Annotated in this window: 11 protein-coding genes and 1 riboswitch; of the genes, 6 read left to right on the forward strand and 5 right to left on the reverse strand. The window is 72.5% G+C overall.

Going from position 1 to position 12,897, the window contains the following annotated elements; genetic code table 11:
- Positions 1 to 20 precede the first annotated feature (20 nt).
- Positions 21 to 207, reverse strand: a riboswitch (cyclic di-AMP (ydaO/yuaA leader).
- A 319-nt stretch (positions 208 to 526) separates the two neighbouring features.
- Both O2L01_RS12330 and O2L01_RS12335 read right to left on the reverse strand, forming a co-directional pair.
- Positions 527 to 1,354: a spermidine synthase gene (locus tag O2L01_RS12330; RefSeq protein WP_270122236.1), complete on the reverse strand. Its 828-nt coding sequence runs from the start codon at positions 1,352 to 1,354 to the stop codon at positions 527 to 529.
- The gene (locus O2L01_RS12335) at positions 1,351 to 2,013 is read right to left on the reverse strand and encodes a MerR family transcriptional regulator (RefSeq protein ID WP_270122237.1); all 663 of its coding nucleotides are present in this window, start codon (positions 2,011 to 2,013) and stop codon (positions 1,351 to 1,353) included. Before O2L01_RS12335 ends, O2L01_RS12330 begins: the two co-directional genes overlap by 4 nt.
- Before the next feature lie 152 nt (positions 2,014 to 2,165).
- Here O2L01_RS12335 and O2L01_RS12340 point away from each other — a divergent pair, with 152 nt between their 5' ends.
- Positions 2,166 to 3,707, forward strand: a complete 1,542-nt coding sequence (locus O2L01_RS12340; protein ID WP_270122238.1) for a heparinase II/III domain-containing protein — start codon at positions 2,166 to 2,168, stop codon at positions 3,705 to 3,707.
- Here the strand turns inward: O2L01_RS12340 and O2L01_RS12345 are convergent.
- Positions 3,654 to 5,378 (reverse strand): SulP family inorganic anion transporter, encoded by a 1,725-nt coding sequence (locus O2L01_RS12345; RefSeq protein ID WP_270122239.1) that lies wholly within the window; start codon positions 5,376 to 5,378, stop codon positions 3,654 to 3,656. The two genes, O2L01_RS12340 and O2L01_RS12345, sit on opposite strands and share 54 nt — an antisense overlap.
- 116 nt (positions 5,379 to 5,494) lie before the next feature.
- Here O2L01_RS12345 and O2L01_RS12350 point away from each other — a divergent pair, with 116 nt between their 5' ends.
- Together O2L01_RS12350 and O2L01_RS12355 are read left to right on the forward strand one after the other, a co-directional pair.
- Positions 5,495 to 5,947 (forward strand): hypothetical protein, encoded by a 453-nt coding sequence (locus tag O2L01_RS12350; protein WP_270122240.1) that lies wholly within the window; start codon positions 5,495 to 5,497, stop codon positions 5,945 to 5,947.
- A complete protein-coding gene (locus O2L01_RS12355; protein ID WP_270122241.1) occupies positions 5,944 to 6,417 on the forward strand; it encodes a hypothetical protein in 474 nt (157 codons plus the stop codon). The genes O2L01_RS12350 and O2L01_RS12355 overlap by 4 nt, the downstream gene beginning before the upstream one ends.
- Here O2L01_RS12355 and O2L01_RS12360 read toward each other — a convergent pair.
- Complete coding sequence (locus O2L01_RS12360; protein ID WP_425555290.1) at positions 6,414 to 7,331, reverse strand: GNAT family N-acetyltransferase; 918 nt, start codon at positions 7,329 to 7,331, stop codon at positions 6,414 to 6,416. The two genes, O2L01_RS12355 and O2L01_RS12360, sit on opposite strands and share 4 nt — an antisense overlap.
- A 97-nt stretch (positions 7,332 to 7,428) precedes the next feature.
- Between O2L01_RS12360 and fdxA the strand changes: the two genes are divergently transcribed.
- Positions 7,429 to 7,749, forward strand: a complete 321-nt coding sequence (gene fdxA, locus O2L01_RS12365) for a ferredoxin (protein ID WP_270122243.1) — start codon at positions 7,429 to 7,431, stop codon at positions 7,747 to 7,749.
- A 5-nt stretch (positions 7,750 to 7,754) separates the two neighbouring features.
- A complete protein-coding gene (gene dapC, locus O2L01_RS12370) occupies positions 7,755 to 8,870 on the forward strand; it encodes a succinyldiaminopimelate transaminase (protein WP_270122244.1) in 1,116 nt (371 codons plus the stop codon).
- Positions 8,871 to 8,936: 66 nt separating this feature from the next.
- On the opposite strand, the gene O2L01_RS12375 is transcribed toward dapC, so the two are convergent.
- On the reverse strand, positions 8,937 to 9,482 hold the full coding sequence (locus O2L01_RS12375) for a hypothetical protein (protein WP_270122245.1): 546 nt from the start codon (positions 9,480 to 9,482) through the stop codon (positions 8,937 to 8,939).
- A 323-nt stretch (positions 9,483 to 9,805) separates the two neighbouring features.
- On the opposite strand from O2L01_RS12375, the gene O2L01_RS12380 reads away from it, so the two are divergent.
- Complete coding sequence (locus O2L01_RS12380; protein WP_270122246.1) at positions 9,806 to 12,796, forward strand: ATP-binding protein; 2,991 nt, start codon at positions 9,806 to 9,808, stop codon at positions 12,794 to 12,796.
- The last annotated feature ends 101 nt before the right edge of the window (positions 12,797 to 12,897 follow it).

The following is a 12,897-nucleotide window of genomic DNA, read 5'->3' on the forward strand; positions in this document are numbered from 1 at the left end:
AGGCGTGAGCCACGAGGTGGCCTTTCTTCCTCGGCCGCCTACCGGGTTAGCTGTCGGGTTCGGGCAGGGAAGATCGCCCTACCCGCTGCGGCTGCGCTGCAGCGGGATTCACCCCGTGTGCCACGGCATTCACTGCGTCTTCTCAAACCAGCGAGGGGGGACGCGGCACGGCTGGGTCCCCGGCCCGCGCATCGGTGTTTCACCCGGAACCGGGAGGAACGGGCGTCATGCGAGCGCGGCTCGGCGGTCCGGACGGGTGGGTCTCTGGGGGAGCCCTGAGGACCCGACCGGAACAGGCGCCGACGCTAACGCATGGTGACCCGAATCGCCAAGCCCTCTGTGAGTCGCTCCACAGTCCAGTAACGGACAGTGAGGACGTGGCGGGAGACAGGGCCACTATCCAGCGGATTTATTGTCCGAACGGCCGAGCCTGCGATGGCCGGCCGGGCGCAGATGGTCAAGCCGGCTCGGATTCGCGATCGCCTCCGGCTTCGATGGTGCCCGGCGGGCACGACACCCGGCGGCCTCAGAAGCTGCGGAGGGACCGCGGGGGCGGCGGGGACTGGATCGCGGTCGCATCCGTGGCCGGGGGTGCGCCGCCGATGTACTCCTGCAGCTCGGTGCCTTCGAGCACCCGGCACGGGAAGGCCGCGCCCGCGCAGCGGCGGCGCAGGGCCGCGACCGGGAGTTCGACGTCGGCGGCCACGGCGACGACATTGCCGAAGCGGCGGCCGCGCAGCACCGCGGGCTCGGCCATGACCGCCGTATGCGGCCACACCGCGCCCATCGCCGCGAGCGCCGGCTTGAGGAATTTCATCTGGCCGCCGTCGCAGAGGTTCACCGCGTAGTGCCCGCCCGCGCGCAGCACCCGCCGCGCCTCCTGCAGGAACTCGGTGCTCGTGACGTGCGCGGGCACGCGCGCGCCCGCGTACACGTCCGTCACGATCAGCTCGTAGCTCGCGTCGGGCGCGGCCTCCACGGCCTCGCGCGCGTCCGTGTGCCGGATCTTCACCTTCACGCTGCGCGGCAGCGGCGCCTCCGCCCGCACGAGCGCCACGAGCTCCTGGTTCGTCTCGACCGCCTGCTGGTAAGAGCCGGGCCGCGTGGCCGCCACGTACCGCGCCATCGCGAGCCCGCCCGCGCCCAGGTGCAGCACCCGCAGCGGTCGCTTCGGCTCGGCCATGGCGTCGATGAGGTAGGCGACCCGCTGCATGTACTCGGCATCCAGATAGGACGGGTCGTCGAGGTCGACCGTGGCCTGGACGACCTCGTCGGCGACGAGGTGCAGCAGGTTCGGGCGGTCGGGGTCGCGGTCGATGCGCAGCGCGGGGCGTTCGGATTCGGGCGGGTTCACGGACCCATTGTGCCCGAAGGCCCCTGCCCGGCCTGGGTCCTGGCCGAGGCCGCGACGTGCGCGATGCGCCGCAGCGCCGCGAACACCGTCTCGCCCAGCACGGTCGCCACCACCGCCTGCTCCACGTTCACGCCCTCGATCTTCGTGGCCTCCGCGATCGCCTCCATGTCCGCCGAGGCGAGCGCCGCCGCCGCGTCCGCGTAGTGGCCCAGCACCTCCTGCGGATCCGGGTTCCCCAAGCGGTAGAACGCGGTGAGCGCCGTGACCAGCGCGTCCCGGTAGTTCGGCGGGGCCACCTCGGCCCACCCGTACTCGGTGAGCAGCTGGTCCACCGTGCGCTCGGCCGCCTCCGCGGTGCCCTCGCTCGCGAGCGAGAACTTCGGGTCCCGGTGCGTCGCCGCGAGGGTCGCGCCCAGCGCCTGGAATGCCGACTCGGGATGGCGCCCAAGCACAGTCAGCACCTCGCCGATCTGCGCCACCGAGAGTCCCGCGGTCTCCGAGAGGGCGCGGATGAGCGTCAGCCGGTGCACGTGGGCCGGACCGTACTCGACGGTGTTGCCCTCGCCGTGCTCGCCGGGCTGGAGCAGGTGCTCCCGCAGGTAGTACTTGATGGTGGCGGCCGGAACGCCGGTCCGCTCCGACAGCTCCCCGATGCGCATACGAGGGAGTCTATGACGGAATGCGCGCCCGCGTTACCGTTGAGCCGGGCAGGAACCCCCGCCTTCGATCCACCCCACCGGAAAGGCGGGACCATGGACCTCCACGAGTCCGACCGCCCCGCCGCCGGTACCCGAACCTGAACGGCTGCGCCATGCCTGAAGACCTCCGTACGGCACTCCTCGAGGAGCTGCGCGAGATCGCCGCGCTCCCCGTGCCCGCCTTCGACCCGGACCTCGCCGGCGACTACGCCGAGACCGGCCGCCGCCTGCCGTACGAGAACCAGTACTTCGCGCGCCGCAGGCACCTCGCCGCCCACGCCCTCGTCGGCGACGGCGCCGTCCTCTCGACCCTCATCGCCGACATCTGCGACGAGCACTCCTGGGCGCTCCCCGCCCACTGGGACGACGGCGACCCGGCCGTCTGCGTCGACCTCTTCGCGTGCGAGACCGCCCAGACCCTCGCCGAGATCCTGAACCTTCGCGACGACGTCAAGGACCGCGAACGCGTCGAAGCCGAGATCCGCCGCCGCGTCCTCGACCCGTTCTTCGAGTCCGAGGAGCCGTTCTGGTGGGAGGAGCGGTTCTCCAACTGGACCGCCGTGTGCGCCGGCGCCGCCGGCATGGCCGCCCTCGCCCTCGGCTACGACACCGACGTCATCCGCGGCCGCGTCCTGCCCGCCCTCCAGGCCTACCTGTTCTCGTTCGGACCGGACGGCGGCTGCGTCGAGGGCATCGACTACTGGGTCTACGGCTTCGGCTACTTCACCTACTTCGCCGAGGCCTGGCGCGACGCCACCGGCGAGGACCTGCTGGCCGGGACCGAGGCCATCGCCTCCTTCCCCGCCCACGTGCAGCTCTACCCGCGGTCCTTCGCGACCTTCGGCGACGCCCACTACAACCCGTCCCTGCCGCCGGGCCTCCTCGCCCGCCTCGCCGACCGGCTCGGCGTCCCGCTCCCCGCGATCGAGCACACGCCCACCTTCGCCGACGACTACTGCGCCCGCTGGGCCCACCTCACCCGCACCCTCGAATGGGGACGCGAGCTCGGCGGCGAGATCAAGCCCGGCCGCACCCTCCTCGCGGACGTCGGCTGGTACGTCGAGCGCCGCGTCATCGGCCGCCGCATGTGGTCTCTCGCGGTCAAGGGCGGCTACAACGAGGAGCCGCACAACCACCTCGACCTCGGGTCGTTCATCATCGCCGCCGACGGCGAGCAGCTCCTGTGCGACCCCGGCGCGGGCGAGTACACCGCCGCGTACTTCGGCGATGAGCGTTACGAGCAGGTGCACCCCTCCGCCGCCTGGCACTCAGTGCCCACCGTCGAAGGCGCCGGCCAGCAGGTGGGCGAGGACTCCCGCGCCGAACTCGTCTACACCGACGACGGCGTGGACGCCTACATCGACGCCTACGGCGACGGCGCGCTCCTGCGCAAGTTCACCTGGACCGAGGACGGCATCGAGCTGTTCGACGCCGGGCCCGAGATCGTCGAGTCCTTCGTCAGCCGCATCCGGCCCGAGACCGAGGGCGACCGCGCCACCTGGACCGGCGAGCGCGGCACCCTCGTCCTCCACGGCGTCGACCCCGACACGGTCCTCATCGAGGACGTCGAGACCACCACCCACCTCGGGCAGCCCGAGCGCCTATGGGCGCTCCGCTTCGGCTTCAGCGGCGGCCTCCGCTTCGAGCTGCTCTAGGAGCCCGTCGGCCTTGAGGCGCTGGCGGGCGGCCGCGATCGCCTCGCTGGTGTGCTCGAACAGCCGGCCCTGCTGCCAGAGCAGCTCCAGGATGCCCAGGGCCGCAAGCGGTTTGGCGTGCACCGGCTCCAGGCCGGAGAGGTAGACCGCTATGCCGCGGTGCTCCAGGCGCTTGATCGCGTCCGCGAGCACCGTGGCCCCTGACGCGTCCATCGTGGACACCCGGCTCATCCGCAGCACCACCACCCGCACGTCCGCCACATCCAAGAGCTGCAGCAGGAACCGGTGCGCGGCCGCGAAGAACAGCGGGCCCTCGAGCCGGTACGCCACGATGTGCTCGTGCAGCAGCGCCGCCTCCTCGTCGTGGTGGTCGGCCGGCTCGATCGGCTCCTCCTCGACCGACACCGACCGCGAGATCCGCCCCAGCGCCAGCAGCCCGGCGAGCGCTATGCCCACGGCCACGGCCCACACCAGGTTGAACAGCACCGTCGCGGCGAGCGTCAGCCACATGACCGCCGCGTCCGCGCGCGTCGACCGCGCCAGCGCCAGCATCGAACCGACCTCGATCATCCGGATCGAGGTCGCGATGAGCACGCCCGCGAGCGCCGCGAGCGGCACGTGCGCCACCAGCGGCGCGAGCGCGAGCATCATGAGCGCCAGCACGATCGCGTGCGTCAGCGACGCGAGCCGCCCGGCCGCCCCCGACCGCACGTTCACCGCCGTGCGCGCCAGCGCCCCCGAGGACGGCATCCCGCCGAAGAACGGCGTCACCAGGTTCGCGATGCCCTGCCCGAACAGCTCCCGGTCCGGGTTGTGGTGCTGGTCCACGGTCATGTTGTCCGCCACCGTGGCCGACAGCAGCGATTCGAGCGCGCACAGGGCGCAGATCGCGACGGCCGCCGCGACGAGCTGGGGCACCTCCGCGAAGTCGAGGAAGTCCGCCTCGGGCGCGGGGATCGTGCGCGGCAGCGAGCCGATGACCGACGCCTCGGCGTTCGCCCACCACGTGACGAGCGAGGCGACGATGACCGCCAGCAGCGGCGTCGGGATCTGCGAGTGCAGGCGCGAGCCGAGCAGGATCGCGGCGGCCACGCCGAACGCGATCGCCGGCGGCGCCCAGTTCGGGTCGGCCGCGAACGCGCTCAGCGACTCCCACGCGCCGCTGATCAGGTGCGCGTTCTGCGCGGGCAGGCCGAGCGCGGGCGGGAGCTGCTGGACCGCGATCACGATCCCGACGCCGGCGGTGAACCCTTCCACGACCGGGACGGGCACGTAGCGCGCGTACCGGCCCGCGCCCGCGAGCGCGAGGACGACGAGCATCAGCCCGGCCATGATGCCCACGAGCATCACGCCCGCGTGGCTGTGCGTGGCCGCGAGCGGCACGAGCACCACGGCCATCGTCCCTGTCGGGCCGGTGACCTGCAGGTTCGATCCGCCGAGGAGCGCGGCGAGCACGCCGGCGATGATCGAGGTGATGAGCCCGGCGAACGCGCCGAGCCCGGAGGCGATCCCGAATCCGAGTGCCAGCGGCAGCGCGACGACCGCGACCGTGAGGCCGGCGAGGAGGTCGGTGTGCCAGTGGCGGCTGAGGTGGAGGTAGTCGGACCGTTCGGGAAACAGCTGTCGGAAGCGTCGGCGTTTCGTGGCAGTTGTCTCTCGTATCGTGGTCATGAGCTGATTGTCCCGGATCGGTTGATTCACAAGGACTTCCGGCGAACCCGGGCGCGTCGCGCCCCCGCCCCGCGCTGCCGCGCATCGTGTTCGCCTGCTGCCGTAGGATCGCCTGCGTGCGTGAGAAGGGTCTGGAAACGGCGATCCGCGTCGGCGGGGCGGTGGTGGTCACCGCCGCGGCGCTGCTCGCGGCCGTCCTCGAGTCCTTCCTCGTGCCGTACTACATCGCCGGGATCGCGGTCCCGGTCGCCGGGGCGATCGCGTTCGTCGCGAACTGGCGCCTCGCCGCGCTGGCCGTGTACTGGACGGGCGGGCGCTGGTCCGTCGTGCTCACCTCGGCCGCCTGGTTCGCCGTGGTCCTCGCCGCGTCGATGCCCACCGACGGGGGCTCGCTCGTGATCACGAGCGGCTTCAACGGCTACGTGCTGCTCCTGGCGGGGACCGCCGGGATCGCCCTCGCGCTGTGGCAGTATTTTCGACCCAGGCCGAACGCCGAGGTCCGGGCCGCGCGCGGTCCCGCCGCCCCGGCGCAGGCCACCCCTACCGCTACGAAGGAGTCCCGACCGTGACCCTCCTCAGCCGCCTCCTGATCCCGCACTGGCCTTCGATCTACGGCTTCGCCCTGGGCCTGATCGCCGCCAACCTGGCCGGCCGGTTCGCCTCCACCAAGTGGGGCGAGGGCACCGCGGTCGGCGACCTCGTCGGCGTGTACACGTTCGGCGCGATGGCCGCCGTGGCGATCGCCGCCGGGATCTGGTGGGGCGTGCGCCGCCGCCGCCAGGAGATCACCGGTGAGCTGCTGTCGATCTTCGTGGTCGTCACGCTGTTCACGGTCCTGGTGAACCCGCTCATCGCGCAGGTCGAGTACCCGACCCTCGACGGGGTGTTCTCGCAGGTCCTCATCTACTTCGCGCTGCTGGCGCTCTCCGGCTGGGTCGGTTTCCTCATCGTGATGGCGCTCGGCGTCGACACGTACGGGCGCGAGCTCAAGGCCACCCGGATCGCCTTCGAGCGCAAGGCGAATCCGAAGGCCGCCTAGCGGGCCCGGTAGTAGTACCGGTACCGCTCGGCGTACCCGAGGCGCGCGTACATCGCGATCGCGGCTTCGTTGTCCGTCTCGACCTGGAGCGCGGCCCGCCGCGCTCCATTGGCGTGCCCCCAGGCCTCCAACGCGTGCAGGATCTCCGTGCCGAGCCCTTGGCGGCGGAACGCCGGCAGCGTCCCGATGGACGTGATGGCGACGAGATCGCCCGCGATCGCGCCCCGGCCCCGGGCGGCGAGCGCGCCGCCGCGCCGGATCTCGGCGTAGCCGCGGCCCGGGCCCGAGCCGAAGATCCGCGCCGCGATGTCGGGCCGCCCTCGGCCCTCCTGCTCCAGCAGCTCCGCGCTCGGCGCGTCCGCGATCACGGCTTCGCCTTGGTATGCGACGTCGCCGAGCGTCTTGGTCATCACCGCCGTGGCGGCCTCGGCCTCCCAGCCGCGCGCCGCCAGCTCCTCGTCGAGCCGCTTCGTCACGGCCCCCGCGAGGGCCACGAGCGGCCGCGCGCCGCGCGCGTCGTACCAGGCCTCGACCGCCGCGAGCGCCGCGTCCGTCCCGCCTTCGGGCGCGGTGAGCGCCAGCACCGAGTTCGCGCGGCGCGAGAACCCCTCGGCGTAGCGCAGGAGCCAGCCGCCGAGCTCGGCGGTCTCGGGCGCGGGCCAGGTGGCGGCCAGGAGCCGTTCGAGTTCCAGAATCTCGGAGAACGGCGTAGGTTTGGGGGGGATGGCCCGGGCGGCGACGACCGCGGACGCCGCGATGGTGACGACCGCCCCCGATTCGGGCAGCACGCGCCAGACCTCCGGGCCGATCTCTATAAGCTCGCCGGTGATGTCCGTGAACCGGCGACCCGGTTCGGGAGATTCCAACCTGATCCGAACCGCCACGCGACGGCCGACATGTTCCGGTCCCAGCATCTGGCGCACCCCAAGCCTTCGGGTCTATAAATGGCAATAAGCTTTAGGCTCATCTCAGCGCAGTCCGCCCGACTGCGCGCTGTAGGAAGGACGACTCGTGACTTACGTAATCGCCGAGCCGTGCGTGGATCTCCTCGACAAGGCCTGCATCGAAGAATGCCCTGTCGACTGCATCTACGAAGGCAACCGGATGCTCTACATCCACCCCGACGAGTGCGTCGACTGCGGTGCATGTGAACCGGTGTGCCCGGTCGAGGCGATCTTCTACGAGGACGACGTCCCCGAGGAATGGGCCCCGTACACCAAGGCCAACGTCGACTTCTTCGACGAGGTCGGCAGCCCCGGCGGGGCCTCCAAGGTCGGCAAGATCGAGAAGGACGACCCGTTCGTGGCCGCGCTGCCCCCGAAGGGGGAGTAGCCGCGATGGCGCTGCGGCGCCTCCACGGCGCCTCTCCGGCCCGGCGGCTGCCGCGCTTCCCCTGGGACCGCATGGCCCCGTACAAGGAGCGCGCGGCGGCCCACCCCGGCGGGCTCGTCGACCTCACGGTCGGCGCTCCCGTGGACGAGGTGCCCGCGTCGATCCGGCAGGCCCTCATCGACGCGTCCGCGCGGCCCGGCTACCCCACGGTGGCCGGCCCGGCGGCGCTCGGCGAGGCGATGCGCTCCTGGCTGCACCGGCACACCGGGGTGGCCGAGGACGTCGCGGTCCTGCCGACGGTGGGCTCGAAGGAGCTCGTCGCGAACCTCCCGTTCCAGCTCGGCATCGGCCCCGGCGAGGCCGTGGCCTACCCGGAGATCGCCTACCCGACGTACGAGATCGGCGCGCTCCTGGCGAAGGCCGACGCGCTGCCGGTGGCCGACCCGCGCGACGCCGCGGGCTCGCGCCTGCGCCTGGCGTGGATCAACTACCCCACCAACCCGACCGGCGAGGTGGCCTCCGTCGAGCACCTGCGCGACCTGGTCCGCTGGGCCCGCGACAGCGGCGTGGTGCTCGCCAGCGACGAGTGCTACCTGACGCTCGGCTGGGACGAGGAGCACCCGCCCGTCTCGATCCTCGACCCGCGCGTCAACGACGGCGACCTCACCGGTCTCCTCGCGGCGCACTCGCTTTCGAAGCGCTCGAACCTGGCCGGCTACCGCTCGGCGTTCCTCGCGGGGGACGCGGAGCTGATCGCCGACCTGCTGGAGATCCGCCGCCACTCGGGCTTCATGGTCCCGTGGGCGGTCCAGCAGGCCACGATCGCGGCCCTGCACGACGAGTCGCACGCGATCGAGCAGCGCGCCCGCTACGAGAACCGCCGCGGCGTGCTCCGCGGCGCGGTGGAGGCCGCCGGGTTCCGCATCGACCACTCGACCGCAGGCCTGTACCTGTGGGCCACCCGCGGCGAGGACTGCTGGGAATCCGTGCAGTGGCTCGCCGAGCGCGGCATCCTCGCGGCGGCCGGGGAGTTCTACGGCGCCAAGGGGAAGCAGCACGTGCGCCTCTCGCTCACCGCCACTGACGAGGCGATCGCGGACGCGGCGCAGCGGCTGAAGTAAACGGACACGGCGAAGGGCCCGCGGCTGGTGGCCGCGGGCCCTTCGCTGTTCAGCGGGTGGCGATCGCTACTCGACCGGCGGTGCCACGGGCGGTGCGCCGACAGGCGGCTCGACCGGCGGCACGTCGACGGGCGGCGCGGGCAGGTTCGCGAGCGCGTCCTGGCACTTCGTCGTCAGGTCGGCGATGTCCGGCAGCGGCGCGTCGCCGCCGGGCGCCGGAACGCCCGGGTCCGGGACGGGCAGCGGCACGGGCAGCTGCTCCGAGCCTTCGACCGGCGGCGCGGGCACGGGTGCCGGCACGTCGGCCGAGAGGCCGTCGAGCAGGTCCGACACGCAGGTGAGCAGGTCCGGCAGGTCCGCCAGAGCCGCGGGGTCGAGGCCTCCGGGCACCGGCAGGCCCGGGTCCGGGACCGGCAGCCCCGGGTCGGGCAGCGGCAATTGCTCGCTCTTGACGGTCTCGGCTTGGTCGCCGGTCTCGGCGGCGCTGACGGCCGGTGCGGCCGCGAGCATCGCGATCGGGACGGCGGCCCCGACCACGAGGGCCCGCCAGGTCTTGGTAGTTGCGTCGGTCCGTGCTTCGCTGCGTTCTTTTTCGAACATGGACAGTGCCATGAGGATTGCTCCCGTTGATCGTCGGCTCCCGGCTCAGGCGCGGTTTCGCGAACCGCCAACGCGGGCGATACGACCGCCCTTCGACACCGGGATGTCTACTTTCCGTAGCACTCTAGATACCCACAGTGAGCGGTGAGTGGTTTCAACGAAAACAAAGCGAACCCTTGTTGCACATGTAAACGGATCCCGCGGGCTGACCTGGCGGAACGCCGGAACATGAGGTACATCGTCCGATAGTCGACAATCCACCGAGCCGACGCCGGCCGGGGTCCTAGGACCAGAACCCGATGGCGGCTGTCGGACCCGTCGGCCACACTGGTCGGGTGACCTTCCTGATCGGCCGCGACCACCCGGCGGCGGCCCTCCGCTCGGCCGTCGAACGCACCGTCTCCAGCCACGGCGGGCTCGCGCTCGTCACCGGCGAGGCGGGCATCGGCAAGTCCACGCTCGTCACCGACGTCGCCGCCCGCTGCCGCGGCGAGCTCACCGTCGCCTTCGCGACCTCCTGGGAATCCGAGGCCGTCCCCGACCACTGGCTGTGGGTCCAGGTCCTGCGCTCGCTCCGCGCCCAACTCGGCGAAGACACTTGGCGCGCGCTCGAACCCGGCCCGGCCGCCGAGGCCCTGCTGGGCCGCGGCGACGGCTCCGCGCCCCCTCCGTTCGAGCTCTACGACGCCGTCACCCAGCTCCTGATCGCCGCCTCCCAGCGCGGCCCGCTCCTCGTCGTCCTCGACGACCTCCACTTCGCCGATCCCGGCAGCATCGAACTGCTCAAGTTCGCCTCGCAGCACACGTGGTTCGAGCGCGTCCTGTTCATCGGCACCTACCGCGACTCCGAGATCGACCCCGGCCACCGCCTGCGCGCCCGCATGCTCCCGCTCGTCGCCAAGGCCGCCATGATCAGCCTCGAAGGGCTCGACGAAGCCGGCGTCGCCGCGCTCTGCCGCACCACCGTCGGCGACGCGCCCGACGCGGACACGGTCGCCGAGATCACCCGCCGCACCGGCGGCAACCCGTTCTTCGTCGAGCAGACCGCGCAGCTCTGGGCCTCCGGGCAGCGCGTCGACGCCACCACCGCCGGGATGCGCGACGCCCTCCAGCGCCGCATCGACCAGCTCCCCGCACCGCTCACCCGGATGCTCACCCTCGCCTCGGTCGGCGGCCGCGAGTTCCACGCCGCCGTCATGTCCCAGGCCGCCGGCATGGACCTCCACCGGATCGAGGCCGCGCTCGACGCCGCCTGCCAGACCCGGCTCGTCCGCCGCGAACGCGACCGCTACGTCTTCGTCCACGACCTCGTGCGCGAGACCCTGTACAACACGATGTCGAACGAGGAGGCCGCCCACCACCACGGCTGCATCGTCCGCGCCCTCGTCGCGGACGAGTCGCTGCAGAAGCTCATGCTCTCCACCGAGATCGCCCACCACGCCTGGCTCGCCGGGGACGACCTCGACCCGGAGACCGCCGTCGGCTTCCTCACCCGCGCCGCCGAGGAGTCCAGCAGCTGCCTCAGTGTCGCCGGGGCCGAGCGGCACTACCGGCGCGCCCTCGACCGCTGCACCCCCGCCATGACCCGCAAACGCGTGCTCCTGCGGCTCCAGCTCGCCGGCACCGTCGCCTGGACCGGCCGCGCCGACGAGGCCCGTACCCTGTTCGACCAGGCGCTCCTGGAAGCCGAGGACTCCGGGGACCCGATGCTCCTCACGCGGGCCGCCCTCGAAGCGCCGAAGGACCACCGCGCCGACGACCTCCTGCGGCTCAAGACCCTCGCCCACACCGCACTCGCGGGCGCCGCACCCGAACCCGGGCTCTCCGAGGACGAACTGACAAGGCGGCTGCTCTACAACTACATGCTCGCCGCGCGCGCCGCCGAATCCGACGAGGACCTCTCCTTCGGACTGTGGGCCACCCACGCCGTCAACTGGGGCCCCGGCACCGCCGCCGAACGCCAGGCCATCGTCGAGGAACTCGCCGAGATCACCCGCCGCACCGGCGACATGGAGATGCGCCTGCTCGCCGCCTCGCTCCGGTGGGTCGTGCTCCTCGAACGCGGCGACCCGGCGTTCCAGGCCCAGCTCGCCCACTTCAGCGCCCTCGCCCAAGCCAGCGAATCCGAGCGCTGGCGCAGCGGCGTGCACGTCGACCTTGCCATCGCCGACCTGCTGCAGGGCCGCTTCGACGACGCCCGGGCGCGGTTCGAGGCCGCTGCCGGGCAGACCGCCGACGACCCGATGTACCAGCGCATGATCCAGCACCTGGAGTGGGAGGTGGCCATGGCCCGAGGCGATTGCCCCGCCAAGGTCCCCGAAGACTGGGACGAGATGTTCGGCGGCTGGCACACCGACATCCTCGCCGGGCTCACCGCCCTGCGCCGCGGCGACGTCGACCTCGCCCGCACTCTCCACACCAGACTCAGCAGGGGCCCGGCCCCGGGCAACTCCTGGGAGTCGCTGTGGATCCGGCTCGAGGCCGAACTCGCCCTCACCGACGGCGACACCGAAGCCATCACGCGCCTGCGCAAGCGCCTCGCGCCGTACGAGGGCGAATGGCTCGTCGCCTTGTGGGGCTTGAGCATCCACGGCCCCGTCAGCCACTGGCTCGGCCGCCTCGCCGCCGCCGCGGGCGACGAGGACGCCGCGCGCGCCCACTTCGCGAACGCCGTCGCGCAGTCCGAGCGCCTCGACGCCCGCCCCTGGGCCGAAGCCGCCCGCAAAGCCGAAGCCGAACTCGGATTCGCCGCCACCGCCACCGCATCCGACGCGGCCGGCGCGGTCTTCCGCCGCGAAGGATCCACCTGGACCCTCCGCTACGACGGCCGCGGCGTCCACCTCCCGCACACCAAAGGCCTCGCCGACCTCCACCGGCTCCTGCGCCACCCGGGCCTCGAAGTCGCCGCCGTCGACCTCCTCGCCTCCGCGTCCGGAGAAGAGGTCACCGCCGACGCGCGCCTCGGCGGCGACGACCTCCTCGACGCCGAAGCCCGCGCCCGCTACCGCGACCACCTCGAAGCGCTCGACGAGCAGATCGACACCGCCGCCGCCCTCGGCGACGACGCCCGCGCCGCCCGCCTCGACGCCGAACGCCAGGCCCTCATCGAACAGCTCAAGGCCGCCACCGGACTCGGCGGCCGCTCCCGCCGCCTCGGCGACAACGCCGAACGCGCCCGCAAGAGCGTCACCAACCGCATCCGCAACACCCTCAAGAAGATCGAGGCCGTCCACCCCGCGCTCGCCGGCCACCTGCACGAGGCCGTCGCCACCGGCTCGGCCTGCGTCTACCGCCCCGAGCCCGAAGCGCCCCGATGGGAGCTGTGAACACGGACGGGGGCGGGCGGGGGCGGGGGCCCCCCCCCCCCCCCCGGGGGGTGGGGGAAGAAAGGTGGAGTTGGGGTGTTGGGCCGGGGGGGGAGGGATCC

Source organism: Glycomyces lechevalierae, assembly GCF_027622945.1.
In the GTDB taxonomy this organism is placed as follows: Bacteria; Actinomycetota; Actinomycetes; order Mycobacteriales; family Micromonosporaceae; genus Glycomyces; species Glycomyces rutgersensis.

Coding starts and splice junctions, on each gene's coding strand:
- O2L01_RS12375 (WP_270122245.1), bottom strand. CDS start 9,482: ATGGCACTGTCCATGTTCGAAAAAGAACGCAGCGAAGCACGGACCGAC.
- dapC (WP_270122244.1), top strand. CDS start 7,755: ATGGCGCTGCGGCGCCTCCACGGCGCCTCTCCGGCCCGGCGGCTGCCG.
- O2L01_RS12335 (WP_270122237.1), bottom strand. CDS start 2,013: ATGCGCATCGGGGAGCTGTCGGAGCGGACCGGCGTTCCGGCCGCCACC.
- O2L01_RS12360 (WP_425555290.1), bottom strand. CDS start 7,331: ATGCTGGGACCGGAACATGTCGGCCGTCGCGTGGCGGTTCGGATCAGG.
- O2L01_RS12345 (WP_270122239.1), bottom strand. CDS start 5,378: ATGACCACGATACGAGAGACAACTGCCACGAAACGCCGACGCTTCCGA.
- O2L01_RS12340 (WP_270122238.1), top strand. CDS start 2,166: ATGCCTGAAGACCTCCGTACGGCACTCCTCGAGGAGCTGCGCGAGATC.